The sequence below is a fragment of the Intestinimonas sp. RTP31139st1_F5_RTP31139_211217 genome, assembly GCF_040226735.1.
In the GTDB taxonomy this organism is placed as follows: domain Bacteria; phylum Bacillota; class Clostridia; order Oscillospirales; family Oscillospiraceae; genus Intestinimonas; species Intestinimonas butyriciproducens.
Genome location: NZ_JBCOAQ010000018.1, coordinates 43,094 through 62,930 on the forward strand (window position 1 = coordinate 43,094; position 19,837 = coordinate 62,930).

16 protein-coding genes are annotated in these 19,837 nt (G+C 59.7%); 11 read left to right on the forward strand and 5 right to left on the reverse strand.

From position 1 onward, the window contains the following. Nucleotides 1–25 precede the first annotated feature (25 nt). The 4 genes from ABUA09_RS11620 to ABUA09_RS11635 all read left to right on the forward strand — a co-directional run bounded on the left by ABUA09_RS11620 (nt 26) and on the right by ABUA09_RS11635 (nt 6,931). Nucleotides 26–1,243 (forward strand): glucose-1-phosphate adenylyltransferase, encoded by a 1,218-nt coding sequence (locus tag ABUA09_RS11620; RefSeq protein ID WP_075704585.1) that lies wholly within the window; start codon nt 26–28, stop codon nt 1,241–1,243. Continuing rightward, complete coding sequence (gene glgD, locus ABUA09_RS11625) at nt 1,240–2,358, forward strand: glucose-1-phosphate adenylyltransferase subunit GlgD (RefSeq protein WP_033118095.1); 1,119 nt, start codon at nt 1,240–1,242, stop codon at nt 2,356–2,358. Before ABUA09_RS11620 ends, glgD begins: the two co-directional genes overlap by 4 nt. 142 nt (nt 2,359–2,500) lie before the next feature. Beyond that, nucleotides 2,501–4,213: a glycogen synthase GlgA gene (gene glgA, locus ABUA09_RS11630; protein WP_349949371.1), complete on the forward strand. Its 1,713-nt coding sequence runs from the start codon at nt 2,501–2,503 to the stop codon at nt 4,211–4,213. 279 nt (nt 4,214–4,492) lie between these two features. Continuing rightward, nucleotides 4,493–6,931 (forward strand): glycogen/starch/alpha-glucan phosphorylase, encoded by a 2,439-nt coding sequence (locus ABUA09_RS11635; protein ID WP_349949372.1) that lies wholly within the window; start codon nt 4,493–4,495, stop codon nt 6,929–6,931. 43 nt (nt 6,932–6,974) lie between these two features. Here ABUA09_RS11635 and ABUA09_RS11640 read toward each other — a convergent pair whose 3' ends face one another. Next, complete coding sequence (locus tag ABUA09_RS11640; protein ID WP_349949373.1) at nt 6,975–7,217, reverse strand: AbrB/MazE/SpoVT family DNA-binding domain-containing protein; 243 nt, start codon at nt 7,215–7,217, stop codon at nt 6,975–6,977. 171 nt (nt 7,218–7,388) lie between these two features. On the opposite strand from ABUA09_RS11640, the gene ABUA09_RS11645 reads away from it, so the two are divergent. Continuing rightward, nucleotides 7,389–7,730 (forward strand): helix-turn-helix domain-containing protein, encoded by a 342-nt coding sequence (locus ABUA09_RS11645; RefSeq protein ID WP_349949374.1) that lies wholly within the window; start codon nt 7,389–7,391, stop codon nt 7,728–7,730. A gap of 251 nt (nt 7,731–7,981) precedes the next feature. Beyond that, complete coding sequence (locus tag ABUA09_RS11650; protein WP_208319831.1) at nt 7,982–8,875, forward strand: DMT family transporter; 894 nt, start codon at nt 7,982–7,984, stop codon at nt 8,873–8,875. A gap of 206 nt (nt 8,876–9,081) precedes the next feature. On the opposite strand, the gene ABUA09_RS11655 is transcribed toward ABUA09_RS11650, so the two are convergent. The 3 genes from ABUA09_RS11655 to ABUA09_RS11665 form a co-directional block, all read right to left on the reverse strand. Beyond that, the gene (locus ABUA09_RS11655; RefSeq protein WP_208319830.1) at nt 9,082–10,452 is read right to left on the reverse strand and encodes an MATE family efflux transporter; all 1,371 of its coding nucleotides are present in this window, start codon (nt 10,450–10,452) and stop codon (nt 9,082–9,084) included. 83 nt (nt 10,453–10,535) lie between these two features. Then, the gene (locus tag ABUA09_RS11660; protein ID WP_208319829.1) at nt 10,536–10,961 is read right to left on the reverse strand and encodes a MarR family winged helix-turn-helix transcriptional regulator; all 426 of its coding nucleotides are present in this window, start codon (nt 10,959–10,961) and stop codon (nt 10,536–10,538) included. Between the two features lie 345 nt (nt 10,962–11,306). Further along, a complete protein-coding gene (locus ABUA09_RS11665; RefSeq protein WP_195608030.1) occupies nt 11,307–12,689 on the reverse strand; it encodes an oxygen-binding di-iron domain-containing protein in 1,383 nt (460 codons plus the stop codon). Nucleotides 12,690–12,916: 227 nt separating this feature from the next. On the opposite strand from ABUA09_RS11665, the gene ABUA09_RS11670 reads away from it, so the two are divergent. The 3 genes from ABUA09_RS11670 (at nt 12,917) to ABUA09_RS11680 (ending at nt 16,125) form a co-directional block, all read left to right on the forward strand. Beyond that, the gene (locus ABUA09_RS11670; RefSeq protein WP_195614930.1) at nt 12,917–14,053 is read left to right on the forward strand and encodes a cysteine desulfurase family protein; all 1,137 of its coding nucleotides are present in this window, start codon (nt 12,917–12,919) and stop codon (nt 14,051–14,053) included. 9 nt (nt 14,054–14,062) lie between these two features. Next, nucleotides 14,063–15,463: an MATE family efflux transporter gene (locus ABUA09_RS11675; RefSeq protein WP_208319828.1), complete on the forward strand. Its 1,401-nt coding sequence runs from the start codon at nt 14,063–14,065 to the stop codon at nt 15,461–15,463. Nucleotides 15,464–15,576: 113 nt separating this feature from the next. Beyond that, complete coding sequence (locus tag ABUA09_RS11680) at nt 15,577–16,125, forward strand: TetR/AcrR family transcriptional regulator C-terminal domain-containing protein (RefSeq protein WP_116722382.1); 549 nt, start codon at nt 15,577–15,579, stop codon at nt 16,123–16,125. Nucleotides 16,126–16,213: 88 nt separating this feature from the next. Here the strand turns inward: ABUA09_RS11680 and ABUA09_RS11685 are convergent, their stop codons facing one another. After that, entirely contained in the window at nt 16,214–17,251 is a 1,038-nt protein-coding gene (locus ABUA09_RS11685; protein ID WP_195608028.1) for a hypothetical protein, read from the reverse strand. Between the two features lie 245 nt (nt 17,252–17,496). Between ABUA09_RS11685 and ABUA09_RS11690 the strand changes: the two genes are divergently transcribed. Together ABUA09_RS11690 and ABUA09_RS11695 are read left to right on the forward strand one after the other, a co-directional pair. After that, nucleotides 17,497–18,855, forward strand: a complete 1,359-nt coding sequence (locus ABUA09_RS11690) for a radical SAM/SPASM domain-containing protein (protein WP_058118434.1) — start codon at nt 17,497–17,499, stop codon at nt 18,853–18,855. 5 nt (nt 18,856–18,860) lie between these two features. Beyond that, nucleotides 18,861–19,736, forward strand: coding sequence for a DegV family protein (locus tag ABUA09_RS11695; RefSeq protein WP_058118433.1), 876 nt, complete (start codon nt 18,861–18,863; stop codon nt 19,734–19,736). The last annotated feature ends 101 nt before the right edge of the window (nt 19,737–19,837 follow it).

The following is a 19,837-nucleotide window of genomic DNA, read 5'->3' on the forward strand; positions in this document are numbered from 1 at the left end:
CAAAGCGAGAGAGGTGTTCGATAAGATGAAGAAAGAATGCGTCGCCATGCTGCTGGCAGGCGGCCAGGGAAGCCGCCTGCGGGCCTTGACGTCCAGGGTGGCAAAGCCAGCCGTCCCCTTCGGGGGAAAATTCCGCATCATCGATTTCCCCCTGAGCAACTGCGTTAACTCCGGCATCGACACGGTGGGAGTGCTTACCCAGTATCAGCCGCTGGAGCTCAACGGCTACATTGGAAACGGACAGCCCTGGGACCTGGACCGGTCGGACGGGGGCGTCCATATCCTGCCCCCCTATGTGAAGGAGGGGGACAAGGGCACCTGGTACAAGGGCACCGCCAACGCCATCTATCAGAATATCGGCTTTATCCAGCTCTATGACCCAGACTATGTGCTCATTCTCTCCGGCGACCACATCTATAAGATGGATTATGAGAAGATGCTTGAGCATCACAAGGCCATGGACGCCGCCTGTACCATCTCCGTCATGGAAGTCCCCATGGAGGAGGCCTCCCGGTTCGGCATCATGAATGTGGACGAGCACGACATGATCTATGAATTCGAGGAGAAGCCCAAGCGGCCCAAGAGCAACCTCGCCTCTATGGGCATTTACATCTTCAATTGGAAACAGCTCCGGGAGTATCTGGTGGCGGACGAGGCGGATGAGAAGTCCAGCAACGACTTTGGAAAGAACATCATCCCCGCCATGCTGGAGAAGGGGGAGCGGATGGCTGCCTACCGCTTTGAGGGCTACTGGAAGGACGTGGGCACCATCGACTCCCTGTGGGACGCCAATATGGATATGCTCTCCGTCCACAGCGGCTTCAATCTCTATGATACGGAGTGGCCCATCTATGCCCGCACGCCCACGCGCCCGCCTCACTTTACCGGCCCCGACGCGGTGGTCAGCCACTCTCTGGTCACCGGCGGCTGTGAGGTGGACGGCACGGTGGAGAATTCGGTGCTCTTCCACTCGGTCAAGGTGGAGAAGGGGGCCAGTGTCCGCTACTCCATCCTGATGCCCGGCGCGGTGGTGCGGGAAGGCGCCGCGGTGGAGTACGCCATTGTGGCGGAAAACGCCGTCATCGGCGCCGAGGCCAAGGTGGGCGCGCCGCCGGAGGGGGAAGGCGCCCCTGACGACTGGGGCATCGCCGTGGTAGCCGAGGGGATCAAGGTGGGGGACAAGGCCGTGGTGCCCCCCAAGGCCATGATCACCCGGAATGTGAAAGGGGGTGCGGTGAAATGACCAACAAGCTGCACGGGATCATCTTTGCCTACCGCTCCAATCCGCAGCTCCGGGAGCTCTCCCAGCACCGGAACACCTGCTCCATCCCCTATGGCGGGCGCTACCGCATCGTGGATTTCATGCTCTCCAATATGGTAAATGCCGGCATCTCCGATGTGGGACTCATCGTCCACGCCAATTATCAGTCTCTGCTGGACCACGTGGGCTCCGGCAAGGACTGGGACCTCTCCCGGAAGCACGGCGGTCTGCGGATACTGCCCCCCTTCGGCTATGCCGACAAGCGGCGGGAGGGCGAATACCGGGGGCGTATGGACGCCCTGGCCGGTGTCTATTCCTACCTGGAGCGTATCCGTCAGGACTATGTGGTCCTCTCCGGCGGCGATGTGGCGGTGAACCTGGATCTGGACGATGTCTTTGAGCAGCACCTGCGCACCGGGGCGGACATTACCGCCGTCTGCACCCCCGTCCCCAGGGGCGATCCCAGAAGCTCCGATTACTTCACCGTGGATGAGAACAGCGTCATCACCGACGTCTCCGTCCACCCCATCAACCCCATGGGCTGCGAGTCCATGGAGGTGTACATCATGTCGAAGGATCTGCTCATCTCCCTGGTGGAGTACTGCATCGCCCATAATATCCCCTCCTTCAGCCAGGGCGTGCTCCTCAATATGGGCGGCCGGCTCAAGATCATGTCCTATTGCTTTGAGGGCTATGCCGCCCGGCTCCAGTCCGTGGCGGGCTATTACGCCCGGAGTATGGAACTGCTGGACCCGGCGGTGCGGGCCGATCTCTTCAATCCTATGCGTCCGGTCAAGACCAAGGACATGTCCAATCCCTCTACCTATTACGGCCCTCTCTCCAAGTCCAAAAGCTCCCTGGTGGCCGACGGCTGCATCATCGAGGGCGAGGTGGAAAATTCGATCCTCTTCCGCGGCGTCCGTGTGGAGAAGGGTGCCAAGGTGCAAAACTGCATCCTGATGCAGGGCACGGTCATCCAGCAGGGCGCCACCCTCAAATACGCCATCACCGACAAGAACGTGCAGGTGAACGCCGGGCGGATGCTGATGGGTCACGAGACCTACCCGCTGGCGATTGCAAAAAACGCCGTGGTATAGTATAACGAAAGGGACCGGGCGCCGCCGTGGGGCCGCGCGGGCCCCGGAGCGGCACAAGGACGCGGCCGCCATATGGGGCGGAGGGCCCGTATATGGCGGCCGCGCAGTGTATCACCCCTGAGAATATGAAAAGGAGACAAGTATGAATATTCTGTTCGCCTCTTCCGAGGTAGCCCCTTTTATCAAAACCGGCGGCCTGGCCGATGTGGCCGGCTCCCTGCCCAAAAAGCTGGCCGAAATGGGACACGACGTAAAGGTGATCCTCCCGCTCTATGAGGGCGTGGCGCAGCAGTACCGGGAGAAAATGAAGCTCCTGTGCCACTGGAACTGCCGGGTGGCCTGGCGGACGCCCTACTGCGGCATCCTGGAGCTGCGGGAGGACAACATCTCCTACCTCTTCGTGGACAACGAATATTATTTCAAACGCGCCGAGGTCTACGGCCACTATGACGACGGCGAGCGGTTCACCTTTTTCTCCCGTGCCGTCGTCGAGACGCCGGCCCACCTGGACTGGCACCCGGACGTCATCCACTGCAACGACTGGCAGACCGCCCTGGTGCCCATTTACCTCCTGGAGGAGCGGGAACGGGTCTGGCAGTTGCGGGGAAGCAAGAGCGTGTTCACCATCCACAATATCGAGTACCAGGGGCGTTACGGCGACCAGGTGCTGGAGGACCTGCTGGGTTTGAACCGCGGGTATATGAATGAGCATATGCTGGCCTATCACGGGGACGTGAATCTGATGAAGGGGGCCATTTATGCCGCCGACTATGTGACCACGGTCTCCCCCACCTATGCCCAGGAGCTCCAGTATCCCTTCTATGCCCACGGTCTGGAGGGCGTGGTGACCGACAACCGCTGGAAGCTGCAGGGCATCCTCAACGGCCTGGACGTGGACCTCTACGACCCCTCCAACGGTGCCGGGCTGGCCGCGGCCTTCACGCCCGACGATCTGGGCGGGAAGGCCGCCTGCAAGGCCGCGCTGCAGCGGGCGGTGGGGCTGCGTGAGGACCCTAATGTGCCCATCATCGCCTGCGTCTCCCGTCTGGTCCGGCACAAGGGCTTCGAACTGGTGGCCGCCGCCATCCCAGAGATCATGAATATGGATGTGCAGATGGTGGTGCTGGGTACCGGCGAGTGGAATTTTGAGGAGGCGTTCCGCCATGCGGAGGCCCAGTATCCCAGCCGCTTCTCTGCCCGCATCCAGTATTCCGCCGCTCTCAGCACCGCCATTTACGGCGGCGCGGATCTGTTCCTCATGCCCTCCATCTCCGAGCCCTGCGGCCTCTCCCAGATGATCGCCATGCGGTACGGCACCGTACCGGTGGTCCGGGAGACCGGAGGACTCAAGGATACGGTGGTCCCCCACGGGGTATTTGGGGACAACGGCTTTACCTTTGCCGACATCAACGCCCACGACATGGTGTGGGTGCTGGGGGAGGCCGTGGACCTCTATTACAACGATAAGAGCGCCTGGCGGGGCCTCCAGCATAACGGCATGACCCGGGACTTTAGCTGGAACGAGCCCGCCCGGGAGTACGAGGGCGTGTACTACCAGATCACCGGGATTCCGCGCCCGGAGGCAGAGTTCCACGCCCCCGCCGGGGCGCCTGCACCGACGGAGGTCCCCATTCCCGACGAGGCGCCTGTGGCGGAGGAGCATCCCGCCCCCGCGCCCGCGGAGGAGCCTGTGCCGGAGCCCCCCGCCGCGCCTGTGAGGAGGCCCGCGGTCAGGAAGGCGGCGGCCAGGAAGCCTGCCACCTCCGGCGGCGCGAAAAAAGCGTCCTCCGGCGCCGGTACGGCCGGAACAAAAAAGCCGGCGGCGCGGAAAAAGAAGGAGACGCCGGCGGACTGAGCGCCGGACGTCTCGGTCCTGGGCTCCCCCGAAGGCCTGTGAAAAAACGGCATGAGAGCGGGAAAGCCCCACGGCGACGGATGGGACCCCAAGCTCCGGGTATGGTTTCAATCTTCAAACGGGCCATAAGCACATGTTTAGTTGACAGGGCGGGGCCCCCTGTGATAGACTTTTGCCGCAAAATTGTACCCTTACACGGAGACACACGCAGACGAGGCGGGGGGAGGACCCCCGCCGTTTGCGTCCCTGCTCCGATCCTTTTGAAATGGAGACATACACATGGCGAAGAAATACACCAAAAAAGAGCTGGAGCAGCAGATCATCGGCAAGCTGCGCCGGAATTTCGGCCGGGAAGTGGAAGAGGCCACCCCCGTCCACATGTTCCGGGCATGCGCCCTGGTGCTCCGGGATATTATGTCCGCCCGGGAGCTGGAGACCGAGAGCCGCATCCGGGACAGCCACGCCCGCCAGGTCCACTACCTCTCCCTGGAGTTTCTCATGGGCCGCTCCCTGGAGAAGAACGCCTATAACCTGGGGGTCCTCCCCCAGTTGAAGGAGGCCGTCGAGGGCCTGGGCTTCTCCGCCCCCGACCTCTTTGAGGTGGAGCCCGACGCGGGTCTGGGCAACGGCGGCCTGGGCCGCCTGGCCGCCTGCTATCTGGAGTCCATGACCACCCTGGAGATCCCCGCTACCGGCTACTCCATCTGCTATGAGCTGGGCCTCTTCAAGCAGAAGATCGTGGACGGCCAACAGGTGGAGCTCCCGGACAACTGGCTGGACGTGGCCGACTGCTGGCTGATCCCCAAGGTGGACGAGACCGAGCGGGTCCACTTCGGCGGCGAGGTCAGGGACATCTGGGGCGAGGACGGCAGCCACCGGGTCGCCTATGTGGGGGGCAGCGATGTGCTGGCCGTGCCCAAGGATATGGAGATCGCGGGCTACGGCACCGAGCATGTCAACGTCCTCCGGCTGTGGGACGCCAAGAGCCCCACGCCGCTGGACATGTCCCTCTTCTCCCGGGGAGAATACCTCAAGGCGGTGGAGCAGCAGGCCATGGCGGAGTCCATTGCCAAGATCCTCTATCCCGAGGACAACCACTATGAGGGCAAGTCCCTGCGCCTGAAGCAGCAGTATTTCTTCGTCTCCGCCACGGTCCAGTGCATCTGCCGCCAGCACAAGGCGGAGTACGGCACCCTGCGGAATTTCCATCAGAAGCACGTCATCCAGATCAACGACACCCATCCCACGCTGGTCATCCCCGAGCTCATGCGCATCCTTCTGGACGAGGAGGGGTATGGCTGGGATGAGGCGTGGCACATCGTCACCCATACTGTTGCCTATACCAACCATACCATCATGGTAGAGGCCCTGGAGCGCTGGCCGCAGCAGCTCATAGAGACCCTGCTGCCCCGGGTGTGGCAGATCCTGGTGGAGATCAGCAACCGCTATCAGGCGCATCTCAACGAGTACTTCCACGGCGACCAGTCCAAAGTGCGGGATCTGGCCGTCATCTGGGGCGGAGAGGTGCGCATGGCCAACCTCTGTGTGTGCGCCTGCTTCGCGGTGAACGGCGTATCCGCGCTCCACTCGGATATCCTCAAGCGGGAGACCTTCCATGATGTCTATGTCCAGACGCCTGAAAAGTTCAAGAACGTGACGAACGGCATCGACCACCGCCGCTGGCTCAGCGAGATCAATCCCAAGCTGGACGCGCTGATCCGGGAGTGCGCCGGCGGGGACGCCTATCTGCTCCAGCCGGAAAAGCTTGTCCAACTGGAGAGATATAAAGAGGATGCCAGCGTGCTCAATCGCCTGGCTGAGATCAAGGCGGAGAACAAGCGCAGCTTTGCCGGCTATGTGGCCCGGGAGTCGGGGGTCCTGCTGAATACCGACGCCATATTCGACGTGCAGGTGAAGCGCCTGCATGAGTACAAGCGCCAGCTCCTCAACGTCATGCACATCACCTATCTCTATCAGCGGCTCAAGGCCGATCCCCACTTCGAGTTTACCCCCAGGGTCTATCTCTTCGGGGCCAAGGCGGCGCCGGGCTACTCCGTGGCCAAGGAGATCATCCACCTCATCAACTCCCTTGCCGCCACCGTGAACGCCGACCCGGCCTGCAAGGACCGGCTCCAGGTGGTGTTTTTGGAGAACTACCGGGTTTCCCTGGCGGAAAAGCTCATGCCCGCCAGCGAGCTCTCCGAGCAAATCTCCACCGCCGGCAAGGAGGCCTCCGGCACCGGCAACATGAAGTTCATGATGAACGGCGCCCTGACCATCGGCACGCTGGACGGCGCCAATGTGGAGATGCACCAGCAGGTGGGGGACGAGAATATCTTCCTCTTCGGGCTTAAGGCCAACGAGGTGGCGGAGAAAAAGGCCAAGGGCTACCGCTCCTATGAGTACTACATGCACGATGAATTTCTCAAGGCGGTCATCGACCAGATTACCCGCGGCTTTGACGACGGGGTGGGCTATGCCGACATCACCAACCGCCTCCTCTTCGGAAAGGGGGGCCCCGCCGACGAGTATATGCTCCTGGCGGACTTTGAGAGCTACCGGGAGGCCCAGGAGCGGGCGGGCCGCACCTACCGGGACCCCGGCCGGTGGAACCGGATGGCGCTGGTGAACATCGCCCGGTCCGGCATCTTTGCCGCGGATCGCAGCATCCGGGAGTACGCCCGGAACATCTGGGGCGTGCCCGCCAAAAAGCTGTAAGCGAGGGATCAAAAATCGCCGCCCCGGACGGGGTGGCGATTTTTTACAGGGCGTGGAGCTTCTTCAGGCAGGCGGGGCAGATGTACTTATTCTGAAAGGAGAGCAGGTCCGCCGTCTCTCCGCAGAAAACGCAGGTACACTGATGCTTTTTCAGAATGATGGAGTTCCCCTCCACGTAGATTTCCAAGGGAGCCTTTTCATCAATCTCCATGGACTTGCGCAGCTCCATGGGAAGCACGATACGTCCCAGCTCGTCTACCCTGCGTACAATACCAGTTGATTTCATAATTTGACACACACTCCTTAAAAATCCTTTTATTCCCTGGTTTATATTTACATTTTACAATATAAAATCTTTTTTGTCAATACTGTTATAATTGATTTAAATCAATTATAACAGTATTAAAAAAGTAAAAGGCGACCTCTTGCATATAATGCTAGCAAGAGGTGAGGCGGAATGACGCTTGGAGAAAAAATCCAAGAGGTACTCGACTGGTCGGGGTTACACCAGAAGGATCTTGCTGAGGCAACAGGAATTTCGCCAAGCATGATTAGCAGCTATATCAAAGGCGTACATGCAGTATCTTTAGAGGCGGCGCAGAAGATCGCCGATGCGCTGGACGTATCCCTGTGGGTACTGCTCAACGGCGAGGCCCTTCCGGTGATGACCCTGGATATGACGGAGAAGGAGCGGAGGCTGATTGGCGAGTACCGCCGCCTTACAGGGAGCGAACGGGAGGCAGTGGACCATGTGATCCAGGTCTACAATGAGAGAAAAAAGGAGAGGGCCGGTGGATGACGGGCACATCCACCGGCCTTTTCTATCCAATAGCGATATTTTATGATTGCGTCCGTGCCGGAAATCAGATATAATATCCGCCGGCGGTTTTGGAGCGAAAAGCTCCAGCCCCGAGAAAGGAAGTGGCCTTTGCTTTGAACCGGCGTCCCATCAAACGTATCCAGTGCTGGCACAATACCCGATTTCCCCGCAGGCCGCCTCCGGAGGGCATCCTTCCCAATGGATTGAAAAGGAAAGGATGACAACAAAATATGAATTGGTTTCTTCTCTCCCTGATCGCGATCCTCTTTTGGAGCGGCTCCGACCTCTTTTCCAAGATGGGGGCCAAGCCGGAGGACACGTACAGCCACTGGAAAATGGTCATGGCGGTGGGCGTGGTCATGGGGCTCCATGCCGTTTTCATGATCGCCACCGGCACCCCCTTCTCCCTGGGGGACATCGTAACCTATCTGCCCGCGTCCTTCTGCTACATCACCTCCATGGTCATCGGCTATGCCGGGCTGCGGTACATCGAGCTGTCCATCTCCTCCCCCGTGTGCAATTCCTCCGGAGCGGTGGCCGCCCTGCTGTGCTTCCTCGTCCTGGGCGAGACCATGACCGGCCTCCAGCTCTTCGGCGTGGTGCTGGTATGCGCCGGGGTCTTTGCCCTGTCGTACATTGAGAAGAAAAAGGACGACGCGCTCCGGGAGGCGGAGGGCTTCACCCCCGACAAAAAGCACACCCGCAGCGTCATCGCCATCGTGTTCCCCCTCCTCTACTGTGCCATCGACGGCCTGGGGACCTTTGTGGACGCGCTGCTGCTGGACACCGTCATCGCCGAGGAGCAGGCCAATATCGCCTATGAGTTCACCTTCCTGCTGATGGCGGTGTTCGCCTTCGTCTATGTGGTGGTGGTCAAAAAGCAGCGCATCCGCCTCTCCGCGGAGCGGCCCAAGATCGTGGGCGCGCTGTGCGAGACCGCGGGACAGTTTGCCTATGTGTTTGCCATCGGGGCCAACGCCGTGGTGGCCGCCCCCATGATCTCTTCCTACTGCATTGCCTCTCTGCTGTGGAGCCGGATCATCCTGAGGGAAAAGCTCACCAGGGGCCAATACGCGGTCATCGCCGTGGCCGCCGTGGGCATCGCCATTTTGGGCATGGAGTGAGTACATAAAAAGGCGTACCGCGCCCCATTGGGGCGCGGTACGCTTGTTTTGATCCCGGTCAGGAGAGCCTCACCCGCTGGGCGAGGGAGAGCCGCCGGTCAAATTCCTTTTATTTGAATTCAAATTGTCAAGCCACAAAACAGCGCCCCGGCGGTGAAAGCAGCCGCCAGGGCGGAAGGCTTTCATCTGCGCGGGCAGAGCCGCTGTCATGAAATGGTGCCTTCGGTTTCTATCGGTTTCCGCATCATTTGCTTTGTTGTGGTCGCGCACAGGATCACCGCCAAGATAATGGACAACACATCTGCCAGCGGCTGCGCCCACACAAGGCCGTTGACGCCTACTGCCGCCTGTAAAAGGAACAGTGCCGGAATATAGATCAGCCCTTGACGGCTCAAACTGATGATGAGAGAGGCCTTGGCCGCGCCCATAGCCTGCAAGGAGTTGGTAAGTACATAAAATACGCCGAACAGGAAACTGGTGGACAGCAGGATCCGAGCAAAGCGCAAAGCATACGCAAAGGCATTTTGGTCCGTGAGAAATGCGTGGATGATCTGATCCAAGCATAGGTAACAGGCCGACGTCAGTACGGTACTAAGTGCGAAAGCGAACAGCAGCGAAAATTTGAGTATTTTTTGATAGCGTTCCCACAGCCTTGCCCCGACGCAGTAGCCCAACAGCGGTTGGACGCCTTGCCCAAGGCCAATGCATACCATGCCCGTGATCATGGTGACTTTCATCGCCACGCCGATTCCCGCCAACGCCATGTCGCCATAAGCGGACATTTGCCCGTTGACAACAATCTGCGATACGCTCATAAGCAGAGAGCCCAGGGAGGCGGGGACTCCGATCACCAGGACGCTGCTGCATACTTTATCGTTTCGTGAGACATCTTTCAGCCGGATGCTGAGCATTGATTTTCCGCGCCAGAAGTACAGCAGATAGTAACCCGCACCCACAATATTTCCGATCACCGTTGCAATGGCTGCGCCGGCGATATTCCAGCCAAAGCCCAAAATCATGATGGGGTCGAGGATGATATTCAGAAGGTTGCCGAGCAACTGTCCCATCATGGCCTTGCCGGACTGACCTTCCGCCCGTAAGATGTTGGAGAAGCAGTTGGAAATGAGGACAAATGGGCCGCTCAGGCAGACAAGATTCAAATAGCTTTCTGCAAGTTCCCATGTGTCCGGAGTTGCACCGACCAGTCCAAGAATTTGCTCCATAAAGAGCCAGAAAAATAGAGACATTACACTGCCCGCGATCACGCAGCCCCACATACAAAAGGCGCTGACTTTTTTTGCGTATTCTTTGCGCCCTTCCCCCAGAGCACGGGAGATGACAGAAGTTCCGCCAATACCAAACACGGTGCCGACAGACATAAAAATTAAAAACACAGGCGTTGCCAGCGATACCGCTGCCACCTGGATCGCATCATGGGTCTGACCAATAAAAAAGGTATCTGCCAGGTTGTAAATCAATACCATGAGCATGGCGGCCATCGCCGGAATGGCGTTTCTCAGAACCAAAGTAAAAACCGGGCCGGACGCAAACCCTTCGAGGTCCCTCTTCTGATCCATTTTTATCGCTCCTTTTGTTCGCATCATATTAAAAGCTAGCTATTGATATGCTCAGCGTAAATGCCCGCTTTTCCGGCAGGCATTTACAGAAGAGAATCTCCAACCTTTTTCAACAAAGCACGAAAAATATCTTTTTCAGTATCCGTCAGGGCAGACAACAGTCTGGATTCCGCCTGCGCCATATGCTGTTCAGATTGGATACACCGTGCTTCTCCCTGTGACGTGATTCTAATCATTTTGACGCGCTTGTCTCCGGGGTCCCCAAAGCTTTCTATCAGGCCCTTTTGCTCCAGCCTCACAATAATTCCGGCCGCGGTCGACTGCGCCACATGCATGAGCTGCTCCATTTGTTTTAGGGACATCTGTTTTTCGGGGGAATCATTCAACAGCATCAGTGCGTCTACCTGGGCCATCGTCATATCATTACTTCGCAGGGCATTATTTGCACTTTTTTCTAAAGCTCCATGGATTTGCTTAATAAGATGTCCGCAGCTATCCTTGTTGACCATTGTATCAGCTCCCTTCATGGAAGTCATTTTAACAGATTGTGATCGGAAAATCAATAGTATGCTTTTAAAATAACTGATGTTTATGTGCAAACAGGCGCAAAGATACGCTGCTTCCCTGCGGTCTTTTCCTGTGCGCCCGGCGGGGGCATAATTTTCTCCCCCTCTGGAAACGACCGCCCCAAAAAGGGCATAAAAATGGACACCATTTTAAATGGTGTCCATTTTCGTGAATTTTGGGGGGACAGCGCTTCTCTGTTGGCCATCCGCCCGAGTGATGTTTCCCTTCCTGCCCGACGCAATGCCATTTTGCCGCCGGGGTGCTGCGCTTCCGGCAGAGGCGTTCCCTCAGTCCAGGGGCTTGAACATGGCCTTGTCCATTCCGCACAGGGGACAGGTCCACAGCTTCGGTACATCTTCAAAGGCGGTGCCGGGGGCCACGCCACGATCCGGGTCGCCCGTCTCGGGATCGTAAATATAGCCGCAGAGCTTGCAGATGTACTTCTGCGCCTTGGGCTTGACCGACTCCGGAGCTTTGACCAGGTCTGCCACCCCGCGGGCCCACTCCGCCATGGCGGTGAGGTCGGCCTCGGTGGGCGTGAAGCAGACCTTGAAAGGGGCCTCCACAGTCTTGAACTTGAGTTGCTTGAGCTGCTCCTGGACCATGCCGGCGGCCTCGCCGGTCCAGCCGAAGGAGCCGAAAGCGCCGGCGGCCCGCCCGCGGGTATTGATGGCGTCCACACCGTGGACGGCATTCCAGATGGCCTCGGGGGCGTTCCGGTTGATGGTAGGCGTGCCGAAGAGGACCACGTCACAGGCGTTTACCAGAGCGGACACAGTCTCCGGGGCGGCAAAGACCACGTCAAGGGTGGTCACCTGCATCCCGTCGGCGGTCAGCGCCTTGGCTGCGGCGTCGGCAAGAGCGCGGGTACAGCCGTAGGCGGAGCAGTAGATGATGCCCACCGTCTTTTTCCCACCGGGACGGACTGCGGGCGCGGCCCACTGGCGGTAGCAGTCCTTCACATAGCCGATGGACTGGGAGAGGGTGGGACCGTGGCTGGTACACACCAGCTCCACCCCGGCGGGCATCTTGTCCAGGCCGTCCAGCACGGCGGGCTTGAATGGGCCAAAAATACAGTTAAAGTAGTTGAGGAGCTCCGCCTCATAGTAGCGGCGGAACTCCGGATGGATGCCGGTATCCCGCATGGAGGGTTCACAGAAGTGACAGCCCAAGAAGTCGCAGGTAAAGAGGGTCTTGTCCGCCTCGTCCCAGGTGAAGATGGAGTCGGGCCAGTGGAGGAGAGGCGCACTGATGAACCGCAGCGTCTTGCCGCCCAGGTCCAGGGTATCGCCGTCCTTCACCACGCGGCAGGGGAATTCCTCATTGGCAATGGAGGTGAGGAATTTTTTTGCGGAGCTGGAGCAGAGCACAGTGAGGTTGGGGCAGCGGTCCAGCAGGGCACGGACGCCGCCGGAGTGGTCGGGCTCGGTGTGGTTCATGATCAGATAATCCAGCTTTTCCACAGGGAGAATCTCCTCGATGTTGGAGACCAGATCCTCAAAGTAGTCCTTGTGAACGGCCTCGATGAGGGCGGTCTTTTCTCCGCCGGTCACCAGATAAGCATTATAAGAAGTCCCATACCTGGACTCCATCACAATATCGAACACCCGGAGCGCGGGATTCAGAACGCCCACGGACCAGACGCCCTCACGCAGTTGAATGGCACTCATAGCGTTGTTCCTTTCTATCGTCATTTGGGAGAGTTGGAAACCCTTCTATTTCTGTCGGAATTAAGTATATCTTCCAGGGGCGGGTATGTCAACCTTCAAAAATGTAAGAAAGTGGGCCGAAAGCGGTTGGGGCGGTTGGGCACAAACATCTGTCGGCTTGACGGGGCTTCGTTTGGGCGGTAGAATGGTACGGCAGAAAGCCGGGAACAGGGGAGAGAAAGAAAAGCATGGGCATCTATTTAGACAATGCGGCCACCACGCGGGTGTGTCCTGAGGCGGCTCAGGCGGCGCTGGAGGTCATGACGGAGGCATTTGGGAATCCGTCCTCGGGGTATGCCTTCGGCGCACAGGCCGCGGAGCGGCTCAGCGCGGACCGGGCCGCGGTGGCGGACGCCCTGGGCTGCCTGCCGGAGGAGCTGGTGTTCACCTCCTGCGGCACCGAGGGGGACAATTGGGCGATCCGGGGGGCCGTGGAGTACGGACGGCGGAAGGGAAAGCATATCATCACCACCGCCATCGAGCATTCCGCCGTGCTGGAGCCCCTGCGGGAACTGGAGGGGCAGGGGTACGACGTGACCTATCTGCGGCCGGACCGGTCCGGACACATCGATATCGCTGGGCTGGAGGCCGCGCTCCGGCCCGACACCGTACTGGTCTCCATGATGCTGGTGAACAACGAGCTGGGCACCATCCTGCCCGTTAGGGAGGCGGCGCAGGCCATCCGCCGCGCGGGCAGCCCGGCCCTCCTGCACACCGACGCGGTCCAGGGCTTTCTCAAGGTGCCCTTCACGCCGGAGGAGCTGGGGGCGGATCTGCTCACCATCAGCGGACACAAAGTCCGCGCCCCGAAGGGGATCGGCGCGCTTTATATCCGAAAGGGCATAAAGCTAAAGCCCTTGCTGCGCGGCGGCGGACAGGAGAGCGGGCTCCGGCCCGGCACCGAGCCCACGGCGCAGGTCGCCGCCCTGGCCGCGGCGTGCAGGGTGTGGGCAGAGCACCGGGAAGACTATACAAATCGTATGTCGGACACGAAAAATTACTTTTTGGAATTGCTTGAAGCGGCGATCCCAGACGCGGTGGTGGTGAGCCGGGGAGACGCGCCTCACATCTGTGCCGTCTCTCTGCCCGGCTATCCCAGCGAGATGCTGGTGCGAGAGTTGAGCGACAGGGGGATCTGTGTGTCCTCCGGGTCGGCCTGCCACAGGGGCAAGCCCAGCCATGTCTTTGCCGCCACCGGACGGCCCAAGCGGGAGCTTATGGGAACGCTGCGGGTCTCCTTCTGTCCGGACAGCACCCGGGAGGAGGCAAAGGCGCTGACGGAAGCCCTGACCGAGATCAAAAACACGCGCATTGCTGCGGGGTGAGGTGAGGAATTGTTCGACTATCTGAAGCGGGGCCCGGCGTTTTACCGGGGAGTGGTGACGCTGGCCGTTCCCATCATTCTCCAGAACCTGATTACCACCTCGCTGGGGCTGATCGACACCTTCATGGTGGGAGCGCTGGGTGAGGCGCCGCTGGCAGCGGTGACGCTGGCCAACGTGCCGGTCTTTGTGATCCAATTGGTCATCTTCGGCCTGCAGAGCGGGTCCTCGGTGCTAATCAGCCAGTATTGGGGAAAAGGAGATGTGGAGAGTATCAACCGGGTCATGGGGATTGGCTGTTATGTGGCGGGGGCCATCTCCGTCCTTTTTGCCCTGGCCATGGGACTCTTTCCCCGACAGCTCATGGGGATGCTGACGGATAACCCCGCGCTGGTGGAGATTGCCGCGGGATATGCCCGCATCGTGGGTCCCTCCTACCTCTTCAACAGCCTCACCGGCATCTACGTGGGGGCCCACCGCAGCATGGGAAACCCCCGTCTGGGGCTGGTCGTATTTACCATATCCATGTGTACCAATACGGCGCTCAACTGGGTGCTTATTTTTGGGAACCTGGGCGCGCCGCGCCTGGAGGTGAAGGGTGCCGCCCTGGCGACCCTCATCTCGCGGGTGGTGGAGTTCGCAGCCATGGCGGTGTACGCCGGCGGCAACAGGCGGTTTCGTCTCCGGCTCTCCTGCCTGATCCGTCCGGGGAGGGAGATCGTCCGGAAATTCATCCACTATTCCGGCCCTGTGGTATTCAACGAGGGGATGTGGGGGCTGGGGACGTCCCTTTACAAGGTGATCATGGGCCATATGGAGGGGAGCACCGAGATCTTGGCGGCTCGGGCCCTGGCCGGAAACATCGAGGACATCTGTCTGGTGGCCATCTTTGCCATGGCCGGGACCACCGGCATCACGGTAGGCCGGGAGATCGGCTCCGGCAGGGATTCCGGGACGGTCTATCAAGTGGGAGCCGCCATGGATACGCTGGCCCTTTTCTGCGGGCTTGGCATTGGGCTGGTGCTGCTGGCTGCCACCCGGCTGTTCCTGGCGCCTGTGGTCTATCCACTTTTCCGGCTTTCTGAGAATGCGGCCGGGATTGCCACGATGATGCTGACGTTCACCGCTGCCGCCATGCCCCTGCGGGCCTTCAACACCACCAATACCGTGGGGGTGCTCCGGGGCGGAGGAGATGTGCGGGCCGCCATGCTGATCGATATCCTGCCGCTGTGGTGCGTGGCGCTCCCCCTGGCGGCGCTCTTCGGGCTGGGGCTCCGGTGGGGCATCTTCTGGGTCTATGTGGGGGTCTTTATGGAGCAGGCGGCCAAGCTGGGCGCGGGGGTCCGCCGCTTCCGTTCCCGGGGATGGATCGTCGACGTCACAATGGCGGGGCGAAATGAAAAAAGAAATTGAGTGCGCGCGGCCTGTCAATTGCACAGAGGTCGAAGCTTGCAAAAAAAAGTCCAAAATGATATAATTTCCAAGAAAAGAGGTTAAGCGTTTCCGTTGGCTGAGGAGGTGACGGTATGCCCGACTCCAATATCACAAAAAAGGCGCTGGCACAGACCATGAAGGAACTCATGGCAAAGCAGCCCTTCTCCAAAATCAGCGTGGGGGATATCTGCGACGCCTGCGGGATGAGCCGAAAGAGCTTTTATTATCATTTTCGGGACAAATACGATCTGGTCAACTGGATCTTCGATACGGAATTCCTCCAGTCCATCCGTCCCGAAAACTATACTGCTGGATGGAAGCTTCTGGCAGATATGTGTACTTATTTCTACGAGGAGAAGGAATTTTACCGCTGTGCGATGCAGATCGAGGGACAGAATTCCTTTCGGGAATATTTTTGTGAAGCCATTACGCCACTGATTTCCTTCTTTTCGAAGGACGTCTTTGACGGGGTGGAGAATGCCGACTTTTATATCACCTTTTTCAGCGATGCCATCCTGATGTCGCTGATCCGCTGGCTCACCGAGGGTGTGCAGATCCATCCGAAGGAGTATCTGGAACAGCTCCGGGAGATCGCTGTGCGCCTTGCGCGTCTTACCCTGGAGAAGCTTGGTGGACAATAGAGAGACGAAAGAAACGCCCGTCCGTGTGGTCTGCACGGACGGGCGCTGTCGATCCTGGGGGAGGGCGGCGGAGAAAATGCCCGCCGCCTTACGAGACCCATGGAAAGAAACGTTCCAGGACCTCTGTGAGGGTGGAGGAGCGCAGAGAGGCGTCCAGGACCGTCTCGCGCCCGGTCCGGCTCCCGCAGACGGTGCCGTCCGGCGCGACGGAGAGGAAGCAGGGCTCATCGGAGATGATGTGGTCCACCAGCAGCAGGTCGGAGATGTACTCCACAGGGAAAGAGGAGCAGCTCTGAGCAGTCCTGGCATCCAGGGCATAGCGCCGGACCGCCTCCTGGACGGACGGAGGGCAACTCCGGGCGGGGACATAGAAGATGGCCGGTCCCGCGTCCCCGCCCAGCGCGTTAAGCCAGCCGCCGGATGTGATGTCCGCGGCGTCCTCCTCACACGTATAGGTGCGATAGAGCCCGTGCAGGCATCCATCGCTTCGGAGACGGCTGTCGGGGGCGCGCCATATGTCCGCGTCCGTCCGGAGCAAGAGCATCAGATTGCCGCACCGGGAGGCCGCCGTGAGGAGAGGCTCCTTGAGGGCCGCCGGGGGAAGGAACAGGAAAAACGCGCAGCGGCTGAACTGGAGGGCCAGCTCCGGGAGAAACCCAGGGTCGGCGCCGGGCTCTTCCGCGAAAAAGAAATAGGAGCAGATTCCCAGCTCCTGTCCCTGGAGGAGAAGCGCCCGGTAGTCTTCCGCGCCCAGTGCCCAAGGCTGTCCGCCCAGTCGGAAGGTGAGGCACCACGGAATGTTGTAGTGTCGCTCCCCCTCCAGGGCCCGGATGCGGCCGGCTCCCACGGTCCAGCTCTCCCAGCCCAGATTGATCCCGAAGCATTTCAGTTTTTCCCGGTCCACTTCCTGAACGATGCGGCGGACCATATCATAATAGGGGCTCCCCTCGTTTTCCAATACCCTGCTCAGGAGAGAAAAGGACTCCTTTTGAGAGCGCCCGCGGGCCAGCAGATTGCCCAGATCCACCAGCTTGCGGAGACTACGGTCCGGGTCCGAGACGATTTCACGCAGGCTCCGGTCCACGACGGACTCCACCATGGCCCTGGACAGCGCCCTTGACTCCATATCGGCGTCCCCCTTTCCAGACTTACACGTCTATCCTATTCCAACCCCCGGCGGACCAAAAGGGACAAAACGTCCTGAATGTCCCAAAAGGTGACACTCTCGAAAAGTGTCGAAAAATCCTACAGACCGGTGTGATTGTCCGGCGACAGGAGGGGAGGTCTCCGATAGGATAGAGGTAAGCTGAAAGACCTGTGAGATGGCCCGCGCAGCGGGAACACAGGCGCAGAAAGGATGGAAATGCAGCCATGACTGTCACGGAGAAGGCAAAGAGTGCCGCCATTACCGCCGCTGTGAGTACGGCCCTCAATTATTTGGAAAAGGACCCGGAGGGAAACATCCCCAAGGTCATGGACCTGGTGGACAGGCTCTGCCCGGAGGACTGGTATGTCCCTCAGCGCAGGGCCTTTCGGGAGGCCATCGCGGCAAAAAACAACTGGTATCAGCTCATCCTGCGCTTTTATGAACTGGATCCTGGCGTCCGCAAGGCGTTTTTCCAAAATTTCATTATCAACGCCAGCCTGAAGGGGAGCGCCACGCAGGAGGAGAACATGGCCAAGTATAACTGTAATGTGCCCTGGGCTATCCTGCTGGACCCCACTTCTGCCTGCAACCTCCGCTGTACCGGCTGTTGGGCCGCCGAGTATGGCCACAATCTGAGCCTGGACCTGGATACCTTGGATTCCATCATCCGCCAGGGGAAGAAGTTGGGCACCTATATGTATATCTACACCGGCGGGGAACCTATGGTCCGCAAGGATGACCTGATCCGCCTGTGTGAGTTGCACCCGGACTGTGAGTTCCTCTCCTTCACCAACGGGACGCTCATCGATGAGGCGTTCTGTCAGGAAATGCTGCGCGTAAAGAACTTCATCCCCTCCATCAGCCTGGAGGGGTTCGAAGCCGCCAACGACGGACGCCGGGGAGCGGGCGTCTATCAGAAGGTCATGGACGCCATGGCTCTCCTCAAGTCCCACAAGCTGCCCTTTGGGATATCCACCTGTTATACCAGCAAAAACTACCAGGATGTGAGCAGCGAGGCCTATTACGACAAGATCATCGACTGCGGCGCCATGTTCGTCTGGTTCTTCCACTATATGCCGGTGGGCAACGACGCCTCCACCGAGCTGCTCCTTACCCCGGAGCAGCGCACCCAGATGTACCGCCGCATCCGGGCCTTCCGTCAGACCAAATCCATCTTTGCCATTGACTTTCAGAACGACGGAGAGTACATTGGTGGGTGTATCGCCGGCGGGCGGCACTATCTGCACATCAACGCCAACGGAGATGTGGAGCCCTGTGTCTTCATCCACTATTCCAACTGCAACATCCATGAATGTACGCTGCTGGAGGCGCTTCAAAGCCCTCTCTTCATGGCCTATCATGACAATCAGCCCTTCAACCAGAACCACCTGCGCCCCTGCCCCATGCTGGAGAACCCGGAGCGGCTGCGGTCGCTGGTGCAGGAGACGGGGGCGAAGTCCACGGACCTACAGTCTCCGGAGAGCGCCGCGCACCTGTGTGAAAAATGTGAACCGTACGCCGCCGCCTGGAAGGGGACGGCCGACGCGCTGTGGGCGGAATCCCACGGGACAGGAAAGGAGTAAAAGCGATGGAAAAGACCTACCAGATCATAACCGACGCCACTGCGGACCTGAATGCGGAGCTGATGCAGGAGAGCGGGCTGGAGATGCTGCCCATGGATGTGGAGATCGAAGGAAAGCGGTACTCCTATGCTCCGGTGGGCGGCGATCTGGGAGAGGCCGAATTCTATCGTGCGCTCCAGGCGGGAAAGCGGGCCAGCACCTCCCAGATCAATCCTCTCGTCTATGAGAGCTGCTTTGAGCGGTTTTTGAAGGCGGGGATGGATGTCCTGTATGTCTGTTTTACCTCCGGATTGTCCGGGACCATCATGGCGGCCCAGACCTGTATGGAGGAGCTGCGGGAACGATACCCGGAGCGGAAGCTGATCTGTGTGGACTCTCTGTGCGCCTCCGCCGGCGAGGGACTCCTGGCCCGCCGGGCGGCCAAGATGCAGCGGGAGGGACACAGCCTGGAGGAGACGGCGGCCTGGCTGGAGGAAAACCGCCTCCATGTATGCCACTGGTTCACCGTGGACGATCTGCAGCATCTGCGCCGTGGCGGACGGATCTCCGCCGCCACGGCCATTGTGGGCACGGCGCTCCAAGTAAAGCCCATCCTGAGGGTAGATGAGACCGGACATCTGGAGAACGTGGATAAGGTGCGGGGGCGCCGACGGGCACTTTCCGCTCTGGTGGAGCGGTTTGACGAGACCTGGGCGCCGGAACTGGACGGCACGGTGATGCTGGGGCATGGCGCGTGCCTGGAGGACGCGGAGTTCGTGGCCGGCCAGCTCCGGGAGAGGCATCCGGGCATTGAAATCGACATCGTCTATATGGGGCCCATCATCGGAGCCCACACCGGCCCCGGTACGGTGGCCCTGTTGTACTGGGGCAGCAAGCGGTGAGAAATAAAACGGAGCGCCCGGACCTGATATGTACCCCCTTTACTGGACACCCAGTAGAGGGGGTATTATTATGCGGTACACATATGAGTACAAAAGGAAAT

Bases quoted from the DNA above. Each gene is read 5' to 3' on its own strand.
- ABUA09_RS11620 (WP_075704585.1), top strand. From the start codon at position 26: ATGAAGAAAGAATGCGTCGCCATGCTGCTGGCAGGCGGCCAGGGAAGC.
- glgD (WP_033118095.1), top strand. From the start codon at position 1,240: ATGACCAACAAGCTGCACGGGATCATCTTTGCCTACCGCTCCAATCCG.
- glgA (WP_349949371.1), top strand. From the start codon at position 2,501: ATGAATATTCTGTTCGCCTCTTCCGAGGTAGCCCCTTTTATCAAAACC.
- ABUA09_RS11635 (WP_349949372.1), top strand. From the start codon at position 4,493: ATGGCGAAGAAATACACCAAAAAAGAGCTGGAGCAGCAGATCATCGGC.
- ABUA09_RS11640 (WP_349949373.1), bottom strand. From the start codon at position 7,217: ATGAAATCAACTGGTATTGTACGCAGGGTAGACGAGCTGGGACGTATC.
- ABUA09_RS11645 (WP_349949374.1), top strand. From the start codon at position 7,389: ATGACGCTTGGAGAAAAAATCCAAGAGGTACTCGACTGGTCGGGGTTA.
- ABUA09_RS11650 (WP_208319831.1), top strand. From the start codon at position 7,982: ATGAATTGGTTTCTTCTCTCCCTGATCGCGATCCTCTTTTGGAGCGGC.
- ABUA09_RS11655 (WP_208319830.1), bottom strand. From the start codon at position 10,452: ATGGATCAGAAGAGGGACCTCGAAGGGTTTGCGTCCGGCCCGGTTTTT.
- ABUA09_RS11660 (WP_208319829.1), bottom strand. From the start codon at position 10,961: ATGGTCAACAAGGATAGCTGCGGACATCTTATTAAGCAAATCCATGGA.
- ABUA09_RS11665 (WP_195608030.1), bottom strand. From the start codon at position 12,689: ATGAGTGCCATTCAACTGCGTGAGGGCGTCTGGTCCGTGGGCGTTCTG.
- ABUA09_RS11670 (WP_195614930.1), top strand. From the start codon at position 12,917: ATGGGCATCTATTTAGACAATGCGGCCACCACGCGGGTGTGTCCTGAG.
- ABUA09_RS11680 (WP_116722382.1), top strand. From the start codon at position 15,577: ATGCCCGACTCCAATATCACAAAAAAGGCGCTGGCACAGACCATGAAG.
- ABUA09_RS11685 (WP_195608028.1), bottom strand. From the start codon at position 17,251: ATGGAGTCAAGGGCGCTGTCCAGGGCCATGGTGGAGTCCGTCGTGGAC.
- ABUA09_RS11690 (WP_058118434.1), top strand. From the start codon at position 17,497: ATGACTGTCACGGAGAAGGCAAAGAGTGCCGCCATTACCGCCGCTGTG.
- ABUA09_RS11695 (WP_058118433.1), top strand. From the start codon at position 18,861: ATGGAAAAGACCTACCAGATCATAACCGACGCCACTGCGGACCTGAAT.